Here is a 19,249-nt window from a genome sequence, read left to right as displayed (position 1 = left end):
AGCCTCGTGCTGTCACGACGGTCGAAGGGCGGCGCACGCATGTCGGAGAGAAGAGACCGCTTCGCGGTGTTCGGCCAGATCGCCCAGGATCTGGTCCTCAGGGGCGATGCGCTCCCCGAGCCGGATGAGTCCGTCAGCGTCTCGGAGCTGCGACGGCTCCTCGGCGGCAAAGGCGCGAACCAGGGCGTAGGCCTTCGTCAGCTCGGGGGTTCGGTCGCGATCGTCGGCGTGGTCGGAGAGGACGACATCGGAGAGCGGCTCGTCACCGCCCTGCTGCACGACGCGATCGATGTCTGCGGGGTGGTGCGGCGCGGGGGCTCGGCCGTGCTGGTGGACGTCGTCGATCGGGCATCGCGGCGCATGCTGCTCGAGCACGTCCCGCCGACGTCGCTGTTGACCGTCACGGATGTCGAGGCATCGGCGAGTGCCGTCAGCCGTGCAGGCACGATCTGTCTGCAGTCTCAGCAACCGGGCGATGCACTGTCGGCCGCTCTGATGATCGCGCGACGAGCGGACGCGACGGTGGCGCTCGACGGAGCGCCCGAGCCGGAGGTTCGCGACGAACTGCTCGCCGGAGCGGACGTCGTGCGTGCCGACGCCACGGAAGCCCAAGGACTGACGGGGATCGCCGTGTCGAACCTGGACTCGGCTCACGAGGCGTGCCGGTGGCTGCTCGCTCGCGGACCCCGCATAGCGGCCGTGGAGGTGGCAGGCGAAGGCGACCTCGTCGTCTGGGAGGACGGCAGCGCCTACCGCGCACATGACGACGACGAGACGGTGGTGGACCGCACGGGAGGCGGCGACGCGTTCTTCGTGGGACTCGTGCGGGGTATCGCGAACGGGTGGTCGATGGATCGCGTCGCGGATCTCGCTGCACGGGCTGCCGCGTCGACCGTGGCACGGCTGGGCGGCCGGCCGGAACTCGCGCACCTCGTGCGATGATGCCGCGTGATCGGGAGTCAGAACGGCCAGATGAGCGGGACGTAGAGCACCGCGACGGCGACGTAGATCGCGACGAGTGGAAGACCGAGACGCCAGTAGTCACCGAATCGGTAGCCGGCCGGCTGCATGACCATGAGATTGACGGGTGTCGCGATCGGCGTCAGGAACGCAGCCGCTCCGACGACCGTGAGCGCCATCATGAACGGCTGCACGCTGACGCCCATGCTCGATGCGACCGACACCGCGATCGGCGCGATGACGAGCACGGTCGCCACGTTCGAGATGAACTGCCCGAGGATCACCGACGCGACGCAGATGGTGAGGAGAGCGAGATAGGGCGAGGTGTTGCCGACCAGCTGGAGAACCGCGTCGCCGACGAGATCGGCGGCGCCGGTGGAGACGAACGCCGATGACAGCGGGATCATCCCGGCGATGAGCGTGACAGTGGGCCACGAGATCGCCGAGAACGTCTGCGTCACGGTGAGCACCCGCGTGACGATGAGGGCACCGGCCGCGAGAAGGCCAGCGATGACGGGCGGGACGACACCCGTGGCGAGGAGCACGACCATCGCTCCGAGAATCACCAGCGCGCGTCGCGCACCCCGGCCGAGCGGCACTGTCCGCTGCATCTGCTGGGGCGAGCTGACCGGAATCACATCGGGTGAGCTCGTATAGCGGTGCAGTGCCTCCCACGGCCCCTGGACGAGCACGGAGTCACCGGCCTGCAGCGTGACCGCGCCGATCGCCCTTCCGCCGACATCGCCCGGACGGCTGCCGTGCCGGAGCGCGAGGATCACCAGGTCCTCCTGTCGCGTCGTCATCCCGGGCGAGACGACCCGGCCGATCAGGCTCGACCTCGGCCCGATGAGCACCTCTGCGACGCCCTCGCCGACCGTGAAGAGGCTGCCCGTATCGAGCGCGACGTCATACGTCTCGCGCCAGGCTCGTGCATCGTGACTCGGGTCGGCGGGCTCCTCGAGACGGTCCGGAACGCGCTCGGGCAGGAGCCTGTCTCCGAGCGCGAGCACGAGCACGACCGTCAGGACGACCATCGGGATACCGACGATCGCGAACTCGAAATACCCGAACGCACGCCCACCGGCCTCTGCGGCCGCCTCGGACACGAGGATGTTGACCGGCGTTCCGGTGAGCGTGAGGAGCGACCCCGCGCCGGCGGCGAATGCGAGCGGGAGGAGCATGCGCGACGGCGCGATGCCTGCCCGTACCGCGACGAGCACCACGATCGGAAGGAGGGCAGCCACGGCACCGTTGATGCTGATCACCGCCGACAGCACGGCGGCCAGCAGACACACGATGAGCAGCAGGCGCGAACGGCTCTTGCCGGCGCGGCGCATGAGCTGCCGTCCCACCCACGACGTGACGCCCGTGGCATCCAGCGCCTCACTGACGATGAACAGAGCGACGATGAACAGGACGATGGGATCGCCGAACCCGGCGAAGGCGTCGCCGAGCGAGAGCACTCCCGTCGCCCACAGAGCGATGGGCACCGCCATCGCGACGATGACCATCGGGATGCGGTTCGACACGAACGCGATCACGGCCGCACCGAGAATGAGGAAGGTGATGATCTCGGGGTTCATCGTGTGTCTCCGGTGTCGGGGTGCGCATGAGAGCGAATGGGAAGGCTGTCGGCGGCGAGCGCGTCGTCCCCTGTTCAGGAGACATCACCATCTTCGCCTGCCCTCAGCTGGACCGCTGCGCAGGCCCGTCGAGATTTCCGTGACCAAACCGTTGCATTCGTTACCTCGCCGTTATAGAGTGATCGCACGGTGAATGTTTGCTGTGGCATACACCGCATGTGATTGCAGGACACTCTTGGTGCAAGGGACAAGGGCCGGTCGGGAGCCTCTCCGACCGGCCCTTTACTGTTGCCAGTACGCTGTTCTCCATGACCGATCGCAAGCTCGCCCTCGAGGCCTGGGAGAGCCTGTTCCGTGCACAGCACGAGCTGTTCACGGAGATGAACACCGACTTCGATGACACCGATCTCGGGCAGGCGGAGTATGACGTGCTGCTCACGGTGACCCGCTCCCCCGGCATGTCGGCCCGCCTGCGCGACGTCACGGCGAACATGCTGATCAGCCAGCCGAGCGTCTCGCGCCTCGTCGACCGCATGGTCGCCAGCGGACTCGTCTCGAAGTGCCCCGACCCCGACGACGGGCGCGGTGCGCTGATCAGGGCCACCGACGCGGGTGTGCGCCAGTTCCGCAGCGTCGCCACGGTGCATGGCCGGTCGATCGCCGAGCGGATGTCGCGCCTCGACGACGCCGAGCTGAAGACGCTCCGCGATCTGGCGGAGAAGCTACGCGGTCGCTGACCCCGACGCACGCTCGCAGTCCGCGGTCGCTGACCGAACGAGCTCGGCGCATACGGAGGGTTTCCGCCGTACGGAGGATGTCGCGGCGCTGAGCCTCCTCCGTATCGCAGATCTCCTCCGCATCGCCGAGATCCGGCGGCATCCCGCCCCGACACCCTCCCCTCTTTTCTGGCAGGGTGGAGCGTGAACGCCCGCGCGGCCGCGCCGGCATCCACGACCGCCCCCTCGGGGGAACCAGGGAGGTCATCCATGGAGATCGCCGGAATCGTCGGCATCCTGATCATCGTCGGGATCGGCATAGCCATCGCTATCGTCGTCCTGCTCATCCTGCTGCTGTTCGCACGCAGCTGGATCAAGGTGGCTCGCGCCGATGAGGCGCTCGTCATCTCGGGGCGCAAGCAGAAGGTGCAGCGGGCCGTCATCTCGGCCGACGGCACGACCAGAGACGAGATGTCGGAGTCGCCCGTCACGGTCATCGTGAACGGCAAGTCCCTCGTCAACCCGATCACCCAGCGCCACGAGATCATCTCGCTGCGCTCGCGTCAGGTGTCGCTCAACGCCGAGGCCCAGTCGCTCGACAGCGTCACCCTCAACGTCGACGGCGTCGCCATCGTGAAGATCGGCTCCGACCCCATCCTCGTGCGCCGCGCCGCCGAGCGTTTCGCCTCACAGGACAAGGCGATCGAGCAGTTCACCACTGAGCAGCTCGAAGGTGCGCTCCGTGGAATCGTCGCGACGCTGTCTGTCGTCGAGCTCATGCGCGAGCGCAAGAAGTTCTCCGACCAGATCGCCGCCGACGTCTCGCAGGAGCTCGCCGAGCAGGGTCTGATCCTCGACTCGTTCCAGATCAAGGGCATCACCGACAAGGTCGGCTACATCCAGTCGCTGGGTGCTCCCGAGATCCAGGCGAAGCGTCAGTCTGCCGAGATCTCGCAGACCAATGCCGACCGCGCGATCAACCAGAAGAACATCGCCAACCAGGAAGCCAACCTGGTCGAGCAGACGGCTCTCGACACGAACACCGCCAACGCCAACGCCGGCATCGGTCGGGCTCGCGCCGAGGCCGAGCAGGCCGAGAATCTCGCCCGCGAGCAGGCTCAGCAGGCCGTGCTGCAGCAGCAGGCGGAGAACCGCCAGGCCCAGCTCGACGCCGACGTCAAGCGCGTCGCCGACGCACAGCGCTATGAGGCAGAGACCCGGGCACAGGCCGAGCTCTACACGCGTGAGCGTGCGGCGGAGGCGGGCGCGATCGAGCAGGTGAAGCAGGCCGAGGCCCGCACCCGCATCGCCGAGCAGCAGGCGCAGGCCGACAAGGCCAAGGCCGACGGTGAGGCCGCAGCCGCGATCGCCCGAGCCACCGGTGAGGCCGACGCACTGCGTGCGCAGGCCGAGGCCGAGTCCGAGGCCCGCCGACTGCGCGCGAACGCCGAAGCAGACGCCATCCGCGCCGAGGGTGAGGCGCGAGCCGCCGCCGTCGAGGCAGAGGCGAAGGCCATCGCCTCGAACCAGGACGCGTTCCTGTCGCAGCGGGTGCTCGACACCCTGCCGTCGATCATGGCCGAGTTCTCGAAGGGCTACGCCGCGATCGGCAGCGTCTCGATCATCGGCGGCTCCGGCGAGGACGGCGCGTCGAGCGTCGTCGGCGCCGACAGCGCGAAGGCACTCAAGTCGGTGTTCGACAGCGTCAGCGCGGCGACGGGCCTCGACCTCGCGTCGATCATCCAGGGCCAGGCCGTGGGTCGCGGGATCGGCGAAGGCGTGGCTGCGGCATCCGCACCGTCCACGCCGACCCGCCAGTCTGCGCCGACCACCCCGCCGCCGCCGGCACCTCCGGCTCCCGCAGCGGAGTAGTCAGCACACAGCGCACAGCGGATGCCGCGGCCGATTAGGTCGCGGCATCCGTCGTCTCCGCCACCCGTGCTCGATGACTCCGGAGACCAGGCAGACTGAGGGAATGACCGCCGCCGCCTTCGACCTCGCCGCCATCGGCGCCGGGCTCTCGTTCGCGGCCGCGCTGGACGAACTCGGGGCCGCGCTCGACGGGAGCGGATCAGTGGTCGTGAGCGCCCCGCCCGGCACGGGCAAGACCACTCTCGTGCCGCCGCTGCTGGCGTCACGGTCGTCCGGGCGCGTGATCGTCACCCAGCCTCGCCGCGTCGCGGCTCGCGCCGCAGCCCGCCGCCTCGCTCATCTCGACGGCTCGGCGCTCGGTACCCGCGTGGGCTTCACCGTGCGCGGCGAGCGCTCGGCAGGTGCGGCGACCCGCATCGAGTTCGTCACCGCCGGAGTGCTGCTGCGTCGCATGATCGACGACCCCGGCCTCGACGGTGTGGATGCCGTCATCCTCGACGAGGTGCACGAGCGCGCACTCGAGACCGACCTGCTGATCGGCCTGCTCTCGGAGGTCCGCGAGCTGCGCGACGACCTCGTGGTCGTCGCCATGTCGGCGACGCTGGATGCCGCGCGCATCGCCTCCGTCCTCGGCACCGACGACCTGCCCGCGCCGATCGTCGACCACGCTGTGCCGGCGTTCCCTCTCACCGAGCGCTGGGCTCCCAGCCCGACGCCGCGCCTCGATGAGCGCGGTGTCACCTGGGGCTTCCTCGACCACGTCGCACGCACGACGACAGCGGCCGCACTCGAGCTGGTCCGCGAGAACCCTCGGGCCGATGTGCTGGTGTTCGCTCCGGGCGCGCGGGAGGTGTCGGAGATCGCCCGCCGCATCCGCGATGCGAGCGCGGCGTTCGACGTGCGAGAGCTGCACGGTCAGATCCCCGCGGCGGAGCAGGATGCCGTGATCCGCGGCCGTCGACCGGACGAGCCTCCGCGCATCATCGTGACGACTTCGCTCGCGGAGTCGTCGCTCACCGTGCCCGGAGTGCGCCTCGTCGTCGACAGCTGTCTGTCGCGGCATCCGCAGCGTGATGCCGCGCGCGGCATGACGGGTCTGGTCACGACTGCCGCGTCGCGCTCGTCATGCGTGCAGCGCGCCGGTCGCGCCACGCGCCAGGGCCCGGGCATCGTCATCCGCTGCGTCGACGAACGCACCTATGCGGCCGCCCCGGCCCGCCCGACACCCGAGATCGCGGTGACCGACCTCGCGGATGCCGCCCTGCTGCTCGCCTGCTGGGGTGCCCCGGGTGCAGAAGGCCTGCGCATGATCGACCCGCCGCCCCGAGACAACCTGGCCGATGCCGTCTCGGTGCTGCGCGGTCTCGGCGCGATCGACGACGAGGGCCGCGCCACGGCCGAGGGTCGAGCTCTCGCCCGGATCCCCGCCGACCCCCGGCTCGCCCGCGCTCTCCGTGACGGCGGCCCGGTCGTCGGCAGCCGTCTCGCCGCAGAGGTCGTCGCAGTGCTCGGCGGCGACCTGCGCATCGCTGAGGCCGACGTCGCACAGGCGCTCATCACCATGCGCGGCGGACGGACACCGGACGCTCGCCGTTGGCGCGACGACACGAACCGCCTCGAGCGCATGGTCGCTCCGGCGCGGGACGTGCGATCGGATCTCGAGGGCGTCGGACTCGTGATCGCACTCGCGTTCCCCGACCGGATCGCGCATCGCGTCGAGCGCACCGCCGACGGAGCGGTCTTCCTCCTGGCGTCCGGAACCCGTGCCGGAGTGACTGGCCCGCTCGCCGCAGTCGAGTGGCTCGCGGTCGCCGACGTCGCGCGGACCACGGCGCGAGTGGCGGCAGGGTCAGGCGCGATCATCCGATCCGCGGCTGTGCTCACGGAAGCCCAGATGGAACGCGCTGCGAGCCACGTGCTGACCGACCGAGTCGAGGCGGAGTTCACGGGAGGTCGCGTCCAGGCGCGCCGTGAGCGCCGCGTCGGTGCGATCCTGCGTTCGTCCTCGCCCGTGCGACCCTCTGCTCGAGAGGGGCGGGATGCCGTGCGCCGCGCGATCCTGCGCGACGGGCTCGGCATGTTCGCCTGGTCGGATGCCGCGACCGCGTTCCGACGCCGATTGGCCCTGCTGCGGCGAGAGCTCGGCGGCCCGTGGCCCGACGTGTCGGATGCCGGGCTGCTCGGCACTCTCGATGACTGGCTCGCTCCCGAGCTCGACACCCTGGCGGGCGGCACCCCCGCAGCGCGAGTGGATCTGTCCTCGGCTCTGCGTCGACTGCTGCCCTGGCCCGAGGCGGCGCGCCTCGACGAGCTCGCACCCGAGCGCCTCGCGGTGCCGAGCGGATCCCGTATCCGCATCACCTACCCCGACCCGGACGACACCTCGGCACCCCCGGTCGTCGCCGTGAAGCTGCAGGAGTGCTTCGGCTGGGCCGAGACCCCTCGACTGGTCGACGGACGCGTGCCGGTGCTGTTCCACCTGCTGTCGCCCGCGGGGCGCCCTCTCGCGGTCACCGACGACCTCGCCTCGTTCTGGTCGGGCCCCTACGCCCAGGTTCGCGCCGAGATGCGAGGGCGCTACCCGAGGCATCCCTGGCCGGAGGACCCGTGGGCGGCCGTGCCCACGAAGCACACCAAGAACCGCGCCGCGCGCTGACCCTGCCTCACGCGGTGCGACGTCGCAGGGTCAGCGATGCGAGGACGAGCGCCCCGACTCCGAAGGCGACGACGACCAGCAGGGGTCCGTACACGTCCCACCCCTCGTCGCCGGCCGTGACGGCGTTGATCGTGTCGATCGCATAGCTCAGCGGCAGCCAGTCCGAGATGGCGTACAGCACGTCGGGCATCTGATCGCGCGGCATGAAGAGCCCGCCGAGGATGATCTGCGGGAAGACGAGCAGCGGCATGAACTGCACCGCCTGGAACTCGGTCTGCGCGAACGCGCTCGCGAGGAGCCCAAGCGCGGTGCCCAGGAGAGCGTCGACGACGGCGACGAGCCCGAGCTGCCAGAGCTCACCGTCGACGTCGAGCCCGCAGACGCCGACCGCGAACGACACGGTGATGATCGCCTGCAGCAGCGCCATCAGCCCGAACGCCAGGGCATAGCCGAGAATGAAGTCGGCTTTGCCGAGCGGAGTGGTCATCAGACGTTCGAGGGTGCCGGAGCGTCGCTCCCGCAGAGTGGTGATCGAGGTGATCAGGAACATCACGATGAACGGGAACAGTGCGAGGATCGCTCCCCCGAACTGATCGAACACACCGTCCTGATCGCTGAAGAGCCACGCGAAGAGTCCGACCAGCAGGCTCGGCGCGATCAGCATCAGCGCGATCGAGCGAGGATCGTGCCGCAGCTGTCCGAGCACCCGGGCGGCGGTGGCGAGCATCCGACCGCCGTTCATTCCGAGGCCTCCCGCCGTGCGCGCCGGGTGCTGCCCGCCGCTGGACCCCCGGTCGCTCGGCTGTCCCGCTCGATCAGGGCGAGGAACGCCGCCTCGGGCTCCGTCGTGCCCGTGTCGGCGAGGAGTCCGGCTGGGTCCGTGTCGGCGATGATCCGCCCGCCCCGCATCAGCACGAGCCGATCGCATCGCAGCGCCTCGTCCATCACGTGACTCGAGACGATCATGGTGACGCCGCGCGCGGCGAGGCCGCGGAACAGGTCCCACAGTTCGGCGCGCAGCACGGGGTCGAGGCCGACCGTGGGTTCGTCGAGGACGATGAGCTCGGGGGATCCGATCAGTGCCATCCCCAGCGAGATGCGCGTCGCCTGGCCACCGCTGAGCGAGTCGACGAGCTGGGCGGCCTGCGCCCGAAGCCCGACCTCGTCGAGCACCCGGTCGACGTCGCCCTTCGGTGCTTTCAGCACCGCCGCGAAGTACGAGAGGTTCTGCCGGACGGTGAGATCGCCGTACACGGCGGCACCCTGTGTTCCGTACGCCACCCGATGCCGCAGCCGCGGCGATCCGCCCGGTTCTCCCAGCACCGTCACCATTCCGGCGGTGATCCGCTGCACACCCACGATCGAGCGCATCAGCGTGGTCTTGCCGCATCCCGAGGGACCCAGCAAGCCGGTGATCTCGCCCCGGGGGATCACCAGGTCGACACCGTCGAAGACCTGCGTCCTTCCCCGTCGCACTCGCAGCCCCGAGATCTCGACCGCCGCTTTATTCATCATGTGATGAATTATGCGCCGCGCGAGTCGCGGGGTCAACGGGTACTCGTGCCCGAAGCCGAGGCGGGATGCAGGCGGCAGTGCGGCGCGTGGCCCGCGCTATTCGAAGAGGTAGCGCTGCACGGTCGGTCCGACCCGCGAGACGATGTCATCGACGGATGCCGCGGCGATCGGCGCGAGCCGCAGCACGTAGCGCGTGAGCAGCAGGCCGGCGATCTGCGAGGCGACGAGTGTGGCGCGCAGCTCGGCATCCGCGACGCCGAGCGTCTTCGCGATCCGGCCGATGAGTTCGCGAGAGAGGAACCCCGCGAGAAGGGGCGTGGTGAGCCGGCTGCCGATCGCCGTCCGAATGAGCATGACCCCGCGGCGACGGATGTCGGGCTGCTCGAAGGCCTCGAGCACGTACCGCACGAGACGCTCGCCGACGGCGTCACGCGGACCCGCGACGATGGCCGGCACGTCGATGTCGGGGCGCAGCGGAATGCCGACCGCCTCAGCGAAGAGGTCTGCCTTCGTGCCGAAGTAGTGGTGCACGAGCGCCGAGTCGACGTCGGCACGAGCCGCGATCGAGCGCACCGTCGTGCCGTCGTATCCGTGCTCGCCGAACTCGTCGACTGCGGCGGCGATGATGCGTTCGCGCGCATCGGACACGCCACGCGGACGCCCGCGCTTCTTGGGCGCACGCTGCTCGGTCATGGCGCCAGCCTACGACCAGATCTGCGCGCTCCCCTCAGTCGAGCAGATGCCGCAGGTACCGCGGCGGGTCCTGCAGGAACGACCGCCAGTGGTTCACCAGCTCGAGGTCGTTCCACTCGGCGGGACGGATGCCCCACTCCCCCACTTCGAGGATGCGAGCTCCCGGCAGCGCGGCGAGCACCGGCGAGTGCGTCGCGCACAGCACCTGACCACCGTCGTCGACGATTCGCTGCAGCACCGCGATGAGGGCGAGGGTGGACTGGAACGAGAGCGCTGCCTCTGGCTCGTCGAGACAGTAGAAGCCGGGTTCATCGAATCGGCTGTCGAGCAGAGCGAGGAAGGACTCGCCGTGGCTCATCTCGTGGAACGCCACGTCGCCCCTCGCGGAGGGATTCTCTTCGAGGTAGGTGTAGAACGAGTGCATCGTCTCGGCTCGCAGGAAGAATCCCCAGCGGTTGGCTCCGACTCCGCGCTGCAGCTGCAGCCACTCCGACAGCGGCGACTCGCTGGGGCGCGTGCTGTGCATCGCCTGGCGGGACCCTCCCTCGGGCGAGAGTCCGTAGGCGACGGCGATGCCCTCGACGATCGTCGACTTGCCGCTGCCGTTCTCGCCGACGAGGAAGGTCACCCCGGGAGCGAGATCGATGCCTTCCTCGAGCACCTGGGCGACGGCGGGAATGGTGGTCGGCCACATGCGGCCGGAACCCGGCGCGTCACCATTCGCGCGCACGGCGACGATGGGCTGCTCCCGCCGCCTGCGACTGCCCGGGGTCCAGATCGATTCCATGCGCGCCTCCTCAGAGGAGGCTATCCGCAGCCGCCGACGCGCCCGGCGTGACTCAGCACTCGATGACGTTGACCGCGAGACCACCCTCGCTGGTCTCCTTGTACTTGGTCGACATGTCGATTCCGGTCTGGCGCATCGTCTCGACCACCGCGTCGAGGGAGACGTAGTGGCTGCCGTCGCCGCGCAGCGCCAGACGGGCGGCCGTGACCGCCGTCGACGCGGCGATCGCATTGCGCTCGATGCACGGAATCTGCACGAGGCCGCCGATCGGGTCGCAGGTGAGCCCGAGGTGGTGCTCCATCGCGATCTCGGCGGCGTTCTCGATCTGCCGGTTGGTGCCGCCCATCACGGCGGTGAGCCCTCCGGCAGCCATCGCGCAGGCCGAGCCGACCTCGGCCTGGCAGCCGCCCTCGGCCCCCGAGATCGAGGCGTTGGCCTTGAACAGCGAGCCCAGCGCCGTGGCCGTGAGGAGGAACCGACGGATGCCACGGCGGCGGTTCGCGTCGGCGACGGCGTCGTCGTCCTCGGCCTGCGCCGCCTCGATCGCCCGCGTGCCGTCGAAGCCGAGCAGCGCACTGCCGACGAGTTCTCCGTACGGCGTCACGGCATTGCCCGCACCGAGGCCCGAGTCCGCCAGGAACCGCCACCAGTACATCGCGACGGCGGGGAGGATGCCGGCGGCACCGTTGGTCGGCGCCGTGACGACGCGACCGCCCGCCGCGTTCTCTTCGTTGACCGCGAGCGCGAAGGCACCGAGCCACTCTCCCGGCAGCTCGCGATGACCGTCGGCCTCCGCCTCCTCGAGCTGCGCGCGGATCATGCTCGCCCGCCTCTTGACCTTGAGCATCCCCGGCAGCACGCCGTCCGAGTGCAGTCCGTTCTCGACGCAGGCAGCCATGGCGTCCCAGATCGCATCGAGTCCGGCGGCGACCTCTTCTTCCGAGCGCTCAGCGGTCTCGTTGAGTCGCGCGATCTCGGCGATCGACAGTCCGTGCTCGTCGCACAGTGCGAGCAGCGACGCGGCGTCGGCATACGAGTACGGCAGTGGGGCCGAGGCGAGCTTCGCCTCCTCGCCGTCCCGGCGGATGAACCCGCCGCCGACGGAGTAATAGGTCTCTTCGGCGACGACACCGCCGGCATCGTCCCGGGCAGTGATGGTCATCGCGTTCGGATGACCGGGCAGCCGGGTTCGCGGCTCGAAGACGATGTCGGCCTTCGAGAACGGGATCTCATGGACCCCGTCGACGCGCACCGTGGCGCCGTCGCGAAGGTCGGTCCAGGCGGCGCGCACGTCGGCCGGGTCGCAGCTCTCCGGCGACAGCCCGCGAAGGCCCGCGACGACCGCATCCGGCGTGCCGTGACCGATTCCGGTGGCGCCGAGAGAGCCGTACAGCGTGCATCCGATGCGTGCGACGCGATCGAGAGCTCCGGACGAGCGCAGGCGCTGAGCGAACGCGAGGGCCGCCCGCATCGGCCCGACCGTGTGGGAGCTCGAGGGGCCCACTCCGATGGAGAAGAGATCGAAGGCCGAGACGTACGCTGTCACCTCTTCAGCCTACGTCGTGCGCAGGAAGACGGACGCTCCGGAGGCTGTCGTCAAGGCCCTTCTCGCCTCGCGGCCGCTGACGGATGCTGGGGGTGCACTCGATGCGAAAGGGACGATCATGACGAAGAGCACGCCCGAGCAGGACCCGACCTCCGGCCTCGACCCCGAGGCCCAGACTCCCACTCCGACGCCCTCGTCCGGCGATGCCGGCGAGTTCAAGGATCCGGCGAACACCGCCGAGAAGCCGGCGGAGGCGGAGTCCCCCGAAGACGCGGATCCGTCGGAGGTTCCGAGCAACGACGAACTCGAAGAGCCGAGCACCGAGAAGGAGCCCTCGGAAGAGCCCAAGGCTCCGTCGCGAAACGACCCCGAGCCCGACCATGAGGCGGTCGGGATCGGGGTCATCGACGGTCCGGAGACCGACGAGGGCGACTGAGCGACTCCTACCTCGCTCGACCACCCCACCGCTCCCGTCGCGATGCACCCTGCGACGGGAGCGAGTTCGGATGCGGCTATTCGACGAGCTTGCCCTCGGTGTCGACCTCGCGCATGAGCTCGGCGATCTCGGCGGGGATCTCCGGGATCGACTCGCGCGTGACTCCGCCGGTCGGCGACCAGACGAGGTTGACCTGCAGCGTCGGGTCGGTGTCGGGGTAGTCGCTGCGGTTGTGACATCCGCGCGTCTCCCGACGCTCCAGCGCCGCCTCGAGAGTGGCACGGGCGGCGAGCGCCGATGCCTTGAGGTCGAAGGCATGCGCGAGATCCTGGAATCCGGCGATGTCCGGGTGGATGCCGATGTCCTCCATCCGCCCCTCGATCATGTCGAGTTCGGCGAGGCCGGCACGGAGTCCGTCCTCCGACCGCACGACACCGGCGTGCTGGGTCATGGTGTTGCGGATCGCGCGCTGCAGGGCTCGCACATTCTCGCGACCGTCGGCCGTGAGAAGGTCATCGATCTCGGAACGGGCCTGGGCGACCGCGTCCGCCGAGCGGCGCTGAGCGTCGAGCCCCGCGGCATGCGCCATGGCCGCCTGCCCGACGATGCGCCCGTAGACGAGCAGCTCGATGAGCGAATTGCCGCCGAGGCGGTTGGCTCCGTGCAGGCCGCTCGATGCCTCGCCGATCGCGTAGAGCCCGTCGACGTCGGTCTGGTGGTCGTCGGGACGCACCCACACGCCACCCATCGAGTAGTGCGCGGTGGGCGCGATCTCGATCGGATCGGTCGTGATGTCGAGCATCTGCAACTCCATCATCGTCTGGTAGACGCGGGGCAGACGGGTCATGATCGTCTCGCGCGGCAGATGCGAGACGTCGAGCCAGACGCCGCCGTTCTCGGTGCCCCGCCCTTCGGCGATCTCGGTGTACGCGGCGAGCGCGACACGGTCGCGTGTCGAGAGCTCCATGCGCTCAGGATCGTACTTCGACATGAAGCGCTCACCGAGGGCGTTGCGCAGGATCCCGCCCTCGCCGCGGGCCGCCTCCGAGATCAGGGTCCCGGCGGCGTTCTCGGGCTCGATGATCCCGGACGGGTGGAACTGCACGAGCTCCGGGTCCCGCAGGCGGGCGCCCGCATCGACCGCGAGCCGGAACGAGTCTCCGGTGTTCTCGTCCCGTCGTGACGAGGTGCGGCGCCAGATGCGGTTGTGCCCGCCCGCGGCGAGGATCACGGCATCCGCGTGGATGAGGTAGCGCGTGCCGTCCGACTGGTCGAAGCCATAGGCGCCGAAGACGACGTTGTCGCGCACGAGCAGACGCGTGATGTAGACGTGGTCGAGGATCGGCACTTCGAGCTGTTCGGCCTTCGCGACGAGGGTGCGCTGGATCTCGAGACCCGTGTAGTCGCCGGCGAAGGCCGTGCGACGGAAGGTGTGCGCCCCGAAGAACCGCTGCGAGATGCGGCCGTCGTCCTCGCGGGCGAAGTCCATGCCCCAGCGCTCGAGATCCCGGATGCCGCGCTCGGCCCCCTGCGTCACGATCTCGACCGTGTGCGGGTTGGCGAGCAGGTAGCTCTCCTTGATTGTGTCGGCGGCGTGCTGCTGCCAGCTGTCGGCCTCGTCCATGGTGCCCAGCGCGGCGTTGATGCCGCCGGCGGCGAGAGAGGTGTGCGCGTCCTGGCGCGGGCGCTTGCCGACGGCGAGGACGTCGATGCCGTGCTCGGCGACCTCGATCGCCGCCCGCAGCCCGGAGCCGCCGGTGCCGATGACCAGGACCGTGGTGGAGATCTGACGTTCGCGAGTGCTCATGCCTTCCACGCTAAGTACGGTGTCCCGATAACTCCAATGCATTGTTCTACTGGTATCGATACACTGAAAACATGAACCTCGAGCAGCTCCGCGGGTTCGTCGAGGTCGCCCGCCTCGGCCATTTCACCCGCGCCTCCGAGCACCTGCACCTCGCCCAGCCGTCGCTGAGCCGACAGATCTCCACACTCGAACGCGAGCTCGGCGCCGAGCTCTTCCACCGGGCGCGCGGGCACATCGGACTCACCGCCGCCGGAGAGGCCCTGCTCCCCCGCGCTCAGCGCATGCTCGCCGAGTCCGACGCGATCCGCGAGGAGATGGCCGAACTCGCCGGACTCCGCCGTGGCCGCGTGCGACTCGGCGCACCGCCCACCCTCTGCATCAGCCTCGTCGCCGAGGCGATCAGCACCTTCCACGCCGCCCACCCGGGCGTCGACCTGCACCTCACCGAGAGCGGGTCGAGGCTGCTCGTCGATCAGCTGGCCGTGGGTGCCGTCGACATCGCTCTCATCACGGAGTCGGAGGGTCCGCCGCCGTCGGGCTTCAGCCTGACGCGCATGCCGCTGCTGACCGAAGAGCTGGTGGTCGTGTCCGCGGCATCCGAGCCTCCCGTCTCGACCTCCACGGTGATGAGCCTCGCCCACCTCGCCACCCTGCCGCTGATCGCGCTCGACGAGACCTATGAGCTGCGGGCGACGACAGATGCGGCCTTCCGCTCGGCAGGGCTGACCCCGAACTTCGTCCTCGAGGGCGCCGAGATGGACGCGCTGCTCCGCTTCGTCGAACGAGGCGTCGGCGTGGCCGTGGTTCCGGCGATGGTGCTGCTCGATCAGCCGGCGCTGCGGTCGGTCAGGATCTCGCACCCGATGATGAGGCGCACGGTGAGCCTGGCCCACCGTGCGGACGTCACGCCGGCCGTCGCGGTGGCCGCGATGCGTCACGTGATCGTCGGCACGGCCGCTGAGGTCGCCCGCCGAGACCCTGCCATCACGAGCCTGCTCGACTGAGGTCGCTCAGGCGTCTTCGTACTCGTCGGGAGACCACTCGTCGCGCCAGTCGATGATCGGCCGGTCGCCCTCGAATCGGATCGGCAGCCAGACGTAGTCGGCGATCGAGGTGTCGACGTAGGCGAATTCCTCCATCGGCTCGTCGCCGTCCTTCCCCGGTGCGAAATGCTCGATGAACGCCTGTCGCGCGCGGTCGCCGTGCTCGAGATACCGCGGCAGCCACCGATCGGCGACGGCGATATAGAGGTCCTTCTTTCCTGGATGCCGGAACACCGATGAGATCTGGGAGTGGTACGAGGTGCGCGACTCGTCGCCCGGATGCAGGTCGCCGAGCACCTCGAACGGACCGTGATAGCTGCGCGCCACCGCCGACTCGGACGGGTTCGGGTAGTACCCCGTGGTGCCGGAGGTCAGCAGGTAGTGCAGTCCGCCGCGCTGGAAGTGCGCCGGAGCCTCGCGCACGTACGGCGGCTGCGGCTGCGGGAAGTGGGTCGAGTAGTACCCGGTGACATCGGTGTAGTCGCTGGTGAGGTCGGCGCAGATCATCTCGGAATGCACCCGTTCGAAGTAGTAGTACCCCTTGCCGTCGTGCGGATCGACGACCAGATCGAAATCCCCGGCGCTCATGTCGAGCGGACGCAGCCAGGTGCGCTGGATCTCGTACGGACCGAGGATGCTGTCACTGGTGAGCACCGTCGAGCGCTGAACCGATCCCTTCGTCATGACCTTGACCCAGCACACGTACGTGCGGGTCTCGGCGTTGAAGATGATGTGCGGTCGGTCGAGCCCCTGAGTCGGATGCAGCGGTGAGGACTCGTCGTCCTCGTCCGGCGGGATGATGACGCCCCGGTCGTCCCAGTTCACGAGGTCGATCGACGAGTAGCACCGCACTCCCCAGTGCCAGATCCCACTCCCCGGCGTCGAGAACTCCTTGTTCTCGCCGTACCAGTAGTGCACGCCGTCGACGGTGATGACGGATCCGCCGTGGGCGTGGATGCGCTCGCCTTTCGTGTCGAGCCACACCTGCCCCGGCCGGATGTGCTGCTGAGTCATGCTGCTCCCTCGGTCTCGAGAACGGGCTCCGGTCTGCGCCAGCCGAAGAACGGCCGTTCGGGGTCGTCCTCCACGGCGCGGAACGTCGTGGTGAACGAGTGGCGTCCGGGGCCGACGGGGATCTCCTCCGCGGATCCCGGAAGAACGAGCACGCCGATGGATGCCGCGGGCACCTCGACGTCGATGGACAGGCGCTCGCCGTCACGCCGCCACGCGATCGACGCCGTGCCGCGAACGCTGTCGTACCGCGCGCTCGCGTGCTCGAGACGACCGCCCGGCTGCGGCTCGAAGCGGATCCTCTCCCACCCGGGCGCATCCGCCGCGAGCCCCGCGACCACCCGGTGCAGGAAGTCGGCGACGGCTCCGAGCGCGTAGTGGTTGAACGACGTCATGTCGCCGGGGTTGATGGATCCGTCCGGCAGCATGCTGTCCCAGCGCTCCCAGATCGTCGTCGCGCCCATGCTGACCGGATACAGCCAAGACGGCAGCTCGTCCTGCAGCAGCAGGTGATAGGCGTAGTCCATGCTCCCGGCGCGCACCAGCGCATCGCAGATGATCGGGGTGCCGACGAAACCGGTCGAGATGTGGAAGCCGCCCGCTCCGACGAGCTCCTGCAGCCGCGAACCGGCCCGCCGCACCTGCTCCTCGTTCTCGAAGAGCTCGAACACCAGCGCGACGGCGATCGAGGTCGGAGTGTCGCTGACCACGCGGCCGCTGTCGCTGAGGAATTCATCCTGGAAGGCCCGGGACGCTCGTTCGGCGACACCGCGATAGTGCGCGGCATCCGCCTCTTCGCCGAGCAGAGCAGCAGCGTCGGCCACGATGCGCGCCGTGCGCACGTGATAGGCCGTCGCGACCAGGTACTTGTCGGTGTGGGACTTGCCGGGGTCCTCCGGTGGTGCGGTCGGGTCGAGCCAGTCGCCCAGCTGGAAGCCGGTGTTCCAGAGTCCTGTGTGATCGGTGAGCTCGTCGACCAGGTCGACCCAGGCGCGCATGCTCGGGTACTGGTCGGAGAGGATCCGGATGTCGCCGTCGTTGCGGTACATCTCCCACGGCACGATCACGGCCGCATCGCCCCACGCGGCCGTCGGGAAGTTCGGGAAGCCGCACTCGACCCACGGTACGAAGTTGGGTACGTGCCCCTGATCAGCCTGCTCGACAGCGAGGTCGCGCAGCCATCCGGTGAGAGTGCCGTGGGCCGCGAACAGGCGCAGCGCGGTGGGCGCGAACACCTGGATGTCGCCGGTCCACCCCACGCGCTCGTCACGCTGCGGGCAGTCGGTCGGCAGATCGACGAAGTTGTCGCGCATGCTCCACACGACGTTCGAGTGCAGCCTGTCGAGCCCGTCGTTCGACGACTCGAACCAGCCCGTGCGCTGCATGCCGGTGTGGATCACCACCGCCTCGACGTCTCCGTCGCGGAGCTCGCCCGGCCAGTTCTCGAGCTCGGCGTACTGGAAGCCGTGGATCGTGAAGCGAGGGGTGTAGATCTCCTCACCCGAACCCGCGGCGGTGTAGCTGTCGACCGACGTCGCCGCACGGAGCGGCCGGATGCCGAGTTCGCCGTTCTCGATGACCTCCGCGTGGTGGAGCGTCACGGTGTGACCGGCATCCGCTCGCACCCGGATACGGAGCACCCCCGAGATGTTCTGACCGAAGTCGAGACGGATGCGGCCGCCCGGCTGACGCTCGACCGAGACCGGGCGCAGCGTCTCGATCTCCTGCACCGGCAGAGCGGTCGGCGGTTCGATCGCCGCCGGGAAGTCGGTTCGGGGCAACATGGCCGCCGGACTCCAGCTGGAGGCGTCGAATCCCGGCGCGGACCAGCCGTCCTCCGTCAACCGCGCATCGAAGCTCTCGCCCTCATACAACCCGACCGCGGTGATCGGCGACGGCGCCGTGAGCCACTCGAGGGCCACCTGTCGAGTGACACCGTCCGCCGTGGTGACCTCGAGCTGCGCGAGCAGCGCGACATCCGATCCGTAGATGTCCCACACGCCCCCGTCGAACCCGATGTGACCGCGATACCAGCCGTCGGCGAGCCATGCGCCGATCACGTTCTCGCCGACGCGAAGCGCCGCGGTGACGTCGTGCGTCTGGTAGCGCAGACGGTGGCCATAGCTCGTCCACCCCGGTGCGAGCACGTCGTCCCCGACACGCTCACCGTTGACCTCGAGCTCGTACACGCCGTGCGCCGTGGAGTGGATCCGGGCCCGCACGATGTCGCCGGGCAGTGCACCCTCGGCGATGGCAGCCCGAAGCAGATACGCGGGCCGCGGTGCCATGCGGTCGGCCACGACCGAGGACGAGGCGAAGTCGACCTGCCAGTCGTCACCGAGCCCGGACTCGATCCGCACCGGTTCGCTCCAGGGGCCGGAATCGAGGGCGCGGATGCGCAGGTCTCCCCCGGCGCGTGGCGCGAGAGGCGCGAACGGCCAGGCGACGCGCTGCGTCGACGTCGTGCGCTCGGCGCGCACCGTTCCGTCGTCGGCGACGAACTCCAGTTCGAAGGCGTCTGCCGCAGCATCCGCCACGAAGGAGATCCGCGGTTTGGCTTCGCCGATGCCGAGGGTCTTGCCTCCGCGCCTGTTCTCCAGCCAGATCTCGATGATGTTCGTCAT

General features: G+C 69.5%; 15 protein-coding genes. 6 read left to right on the top strand and 9 right to left on the bottom strand.

Annotated features, from left to right (window positions below):
• Positions 1–39 precede the first annotated feature (39 nt).
• A complete protein-coding gene (locus BEP68_RS10745; protein WP_187249964.1) occupies positions 40–942 on the top strand; it encodes a PfkB family carbohydrate kinase in 903 nt (300 codons plus the stop codon).
• A 17-nt stretch (positions 943–959) separates the two neighbouring features.
• Here the strand turns inward: BEP68_RS10745 and BEP68_RS10740 are convergent, their stop codons facing one another.
• Positions 960–2,543, bottom strand: coding sequence for an SLC13 family permease (locus tag BEP68_RS10740; RefSeq protein WP_187249963.1), 1,584 nt, complete (start codon positions 2,541–2,543; stop codon positions 960–962).
• 308 nt (positions 2,544–2,851) lie between these two features.
• Here BEP68_RS10740 and BEP68_RS10735 point away from each other — a divergent pair, with 308 nt between their 5' ends.
• The 3 genes from BEP68_RS10735 to hrpB all read left to right on the top strand — a co-directional run bounded on the left by BEP68_RS10735 (position 2,852) and on the right by hrpB (position 7,787).
• The gene (locus BEP68_RS10735; RefSeq protein ID WP_187249962.1) at positions 2,852–3,280 is read left to right on the top strand and encodes a MarR family winged helix-turn-helix transcriptional regulator; all 429 of its coding nucleotides are present in this window, start codon (positions 2,852–2,854) and stop codon (positions 3,278–3,280) included.
• Positions 3,281–3,529: 249 nt separating this feature from the next.
• Positions 3,530–5,131: an SPFH domain-containing protein gene (locus tag BEP68_RS10730; RefSeq protein WP_053098808.1), complete on the top strand. Its 1,602-nt coding sequence runs from the start codon at positions 3,530–3,532 to the stop codon at positions 5,129–5,131.
• A gap of 103 nt (positions 5,132–5,234) precedes the next feature.
• Positions 5,235–7,787, top strand: a complete 2,553-nt coding sequence (gene hrpB / locus BEP68_RS10725) for an ATP-dependent helicase HrpB (RefSeq protein ID WP_187249961.1) — start codon at positions 5,235–5,237, stop codon at positions 7,785–7,787.
• Between the two features lie 7 nt (positions 7,788–7,794).
• Here hrpB and BEP68_RS10720 read toward each other — a convergent pair whose 3' ends face one another.
• From BEP68_RS10720 to BEP68_RS18200, 5 genes are all read right to left on the bottom strand, one after another.
• The gene (locus tag BEP68_RS10720) at positions 7,795–8,529 is read right to left on the bottom strand and encodes an ABC transporter permease (protein ID WP_053098806.1); all 735 of its coding nucleotides are present in this window, start codon (positions 8,527–8,529) and stop codon (positions 7,795–7,797) included.
• Positions 8,526–9,302, bottom strand: coding sequence for an ABC transporter ATP-binding protein (locus tag BEP68_RS10715; protein WP_187249960.1), 777 nt, complete (start codon positions 9,300–9,302; stop codon positions 8,526–8,528). Before BEP68_RS10715 ends, BEP68_RS10720 begins: the two co-directional genes overlap by 4 nt.
• 96 nt (positions 9,303–9,398) lie before the next feature.
• Complete coding sequence (locus tag BEP68_RS10710; protein ID WP_053098805.1) at positions 9,399–9,995, bottom strand: TetR family transcriptional regulator; 597 nt, start codon at positions 9,993–9,995, stop codon at positions 9,399–9,401.
• Positions 9,996–10,029: 34 nt separating this feature from the next.
• On the bottom strand, positions 10,030–10,782 hold the full coding sequence (locus BEP68_RS10705) for an AAA family ATPase (RefSeq protein ID WP_187249959.1): 753 nt from the start codon (positions 10,780–10,782) through the stop codon (positions 10,030–10,032).
• A gap of 52 nt (positions 10,783–10,834) precedes the next feature.
• Positions 10,835–12,328 carry an L-serine ammonia-lyase, iron-sulfur-dependent, subunit alpha gene (locus tag BEP68_RS18200; protein WP_072590750.1) on the bottom strand — a complete coding sequence of 498 codons (1,494 nt, stop codon included), beginning with the start codon at positions 12,326–12,328 and terminating at the stop codon, positions 10,835–10,837.
• Between the two features lie 118 nt (positions 12,329–12,446).
• Here BEP68_RS18200 and BEP68_RS10695 point away from each other — a divergent pair, with 118 nt between their 5' ends.
• A complete protein-coding gene (locus tag BEP68_RS10695) occupies positions 12,447–12,764 on the top strand; it encodes a hypothetical protein (protein WP_187249958.1) in 318 nt (105 codons plus the stop codon).
• Positions 12,765–12,840: 76 nt separating this feature from the next.
• Here BEP68_RS10695 and BEP68_RS10690 read toward each other — a convergent pair whose 3' ends face one another.
• Positions 12,841–14,571 carry an L-aspartate oxidase gene (locus BEP68_RS10690; RefSeq protein WP_187249957.1) on the bottom strand — a complete coding sequence of 577 codons (1,731 nt, stop codon included), beginning with the start codon at positions 14,569–14,571 and terminating at the stop codon, positions 12,841–12,843.
• A gap of 71 nt (positions 14,572–14,642) precedes the next feature.
• Here BEP68_RS10690 and BEP68_RS10685 point away from each other — a divergent pair, with 71 nt between their 5' ends.
• Positions 14,643–15,575: a LysR family transcriptional regulator gene (locus BEP68_RS10685; protein ID WP_056276933.1), complete on the top strand. Its 933-nt coding sequence runs from the start codon at positions 14,643–14,645 to the stop codon at positions 15,573–15,575.
• A gap of 6 nt (positions 15,576–15,581) precedes the next feature.
• On the opposite strand, the gene BEP68_RS10680 is transcribed toward BEP68_RS10685, so the two are convergent.
• Positions 15,582–16,628, bottom strand: coding sequence for a family 43 glycosylhydrolase (locus tag BEP68_RS10680; RefSeq protein ID WP_053098800.1), 1,047 nt, complete (start codon positions 16,626–16,628; stop codon positions 15,582–15,584).
• Positions 16,625–19,249, bottom strand: coding sequence for an alpha-L-rhamnosidase (locus tag BEP68_RS10675; RefSeq protein WP_187249956.1), 2,625 nt, complete (start codon positions 19,247–19,249; stop codon positions 16,625–16,627). Before BEP68_RS10675 ends, BEP68_RS10680 begins: the two co-directional genes overlap by 4 nt.

Source organism: Microbacterium sp. 4-7, from assembly GCF_014332665.1.
Classification (GTDB): Bacteria; Actinomycetota; Actinomycetes; order Actinomycetales; family Microbacteriaceae; genus Microbacterium.
Note: the sequence above shows the minus strand (reverse complement) of the source record. Positions and strands in the feature narration are given on the sequence as shown.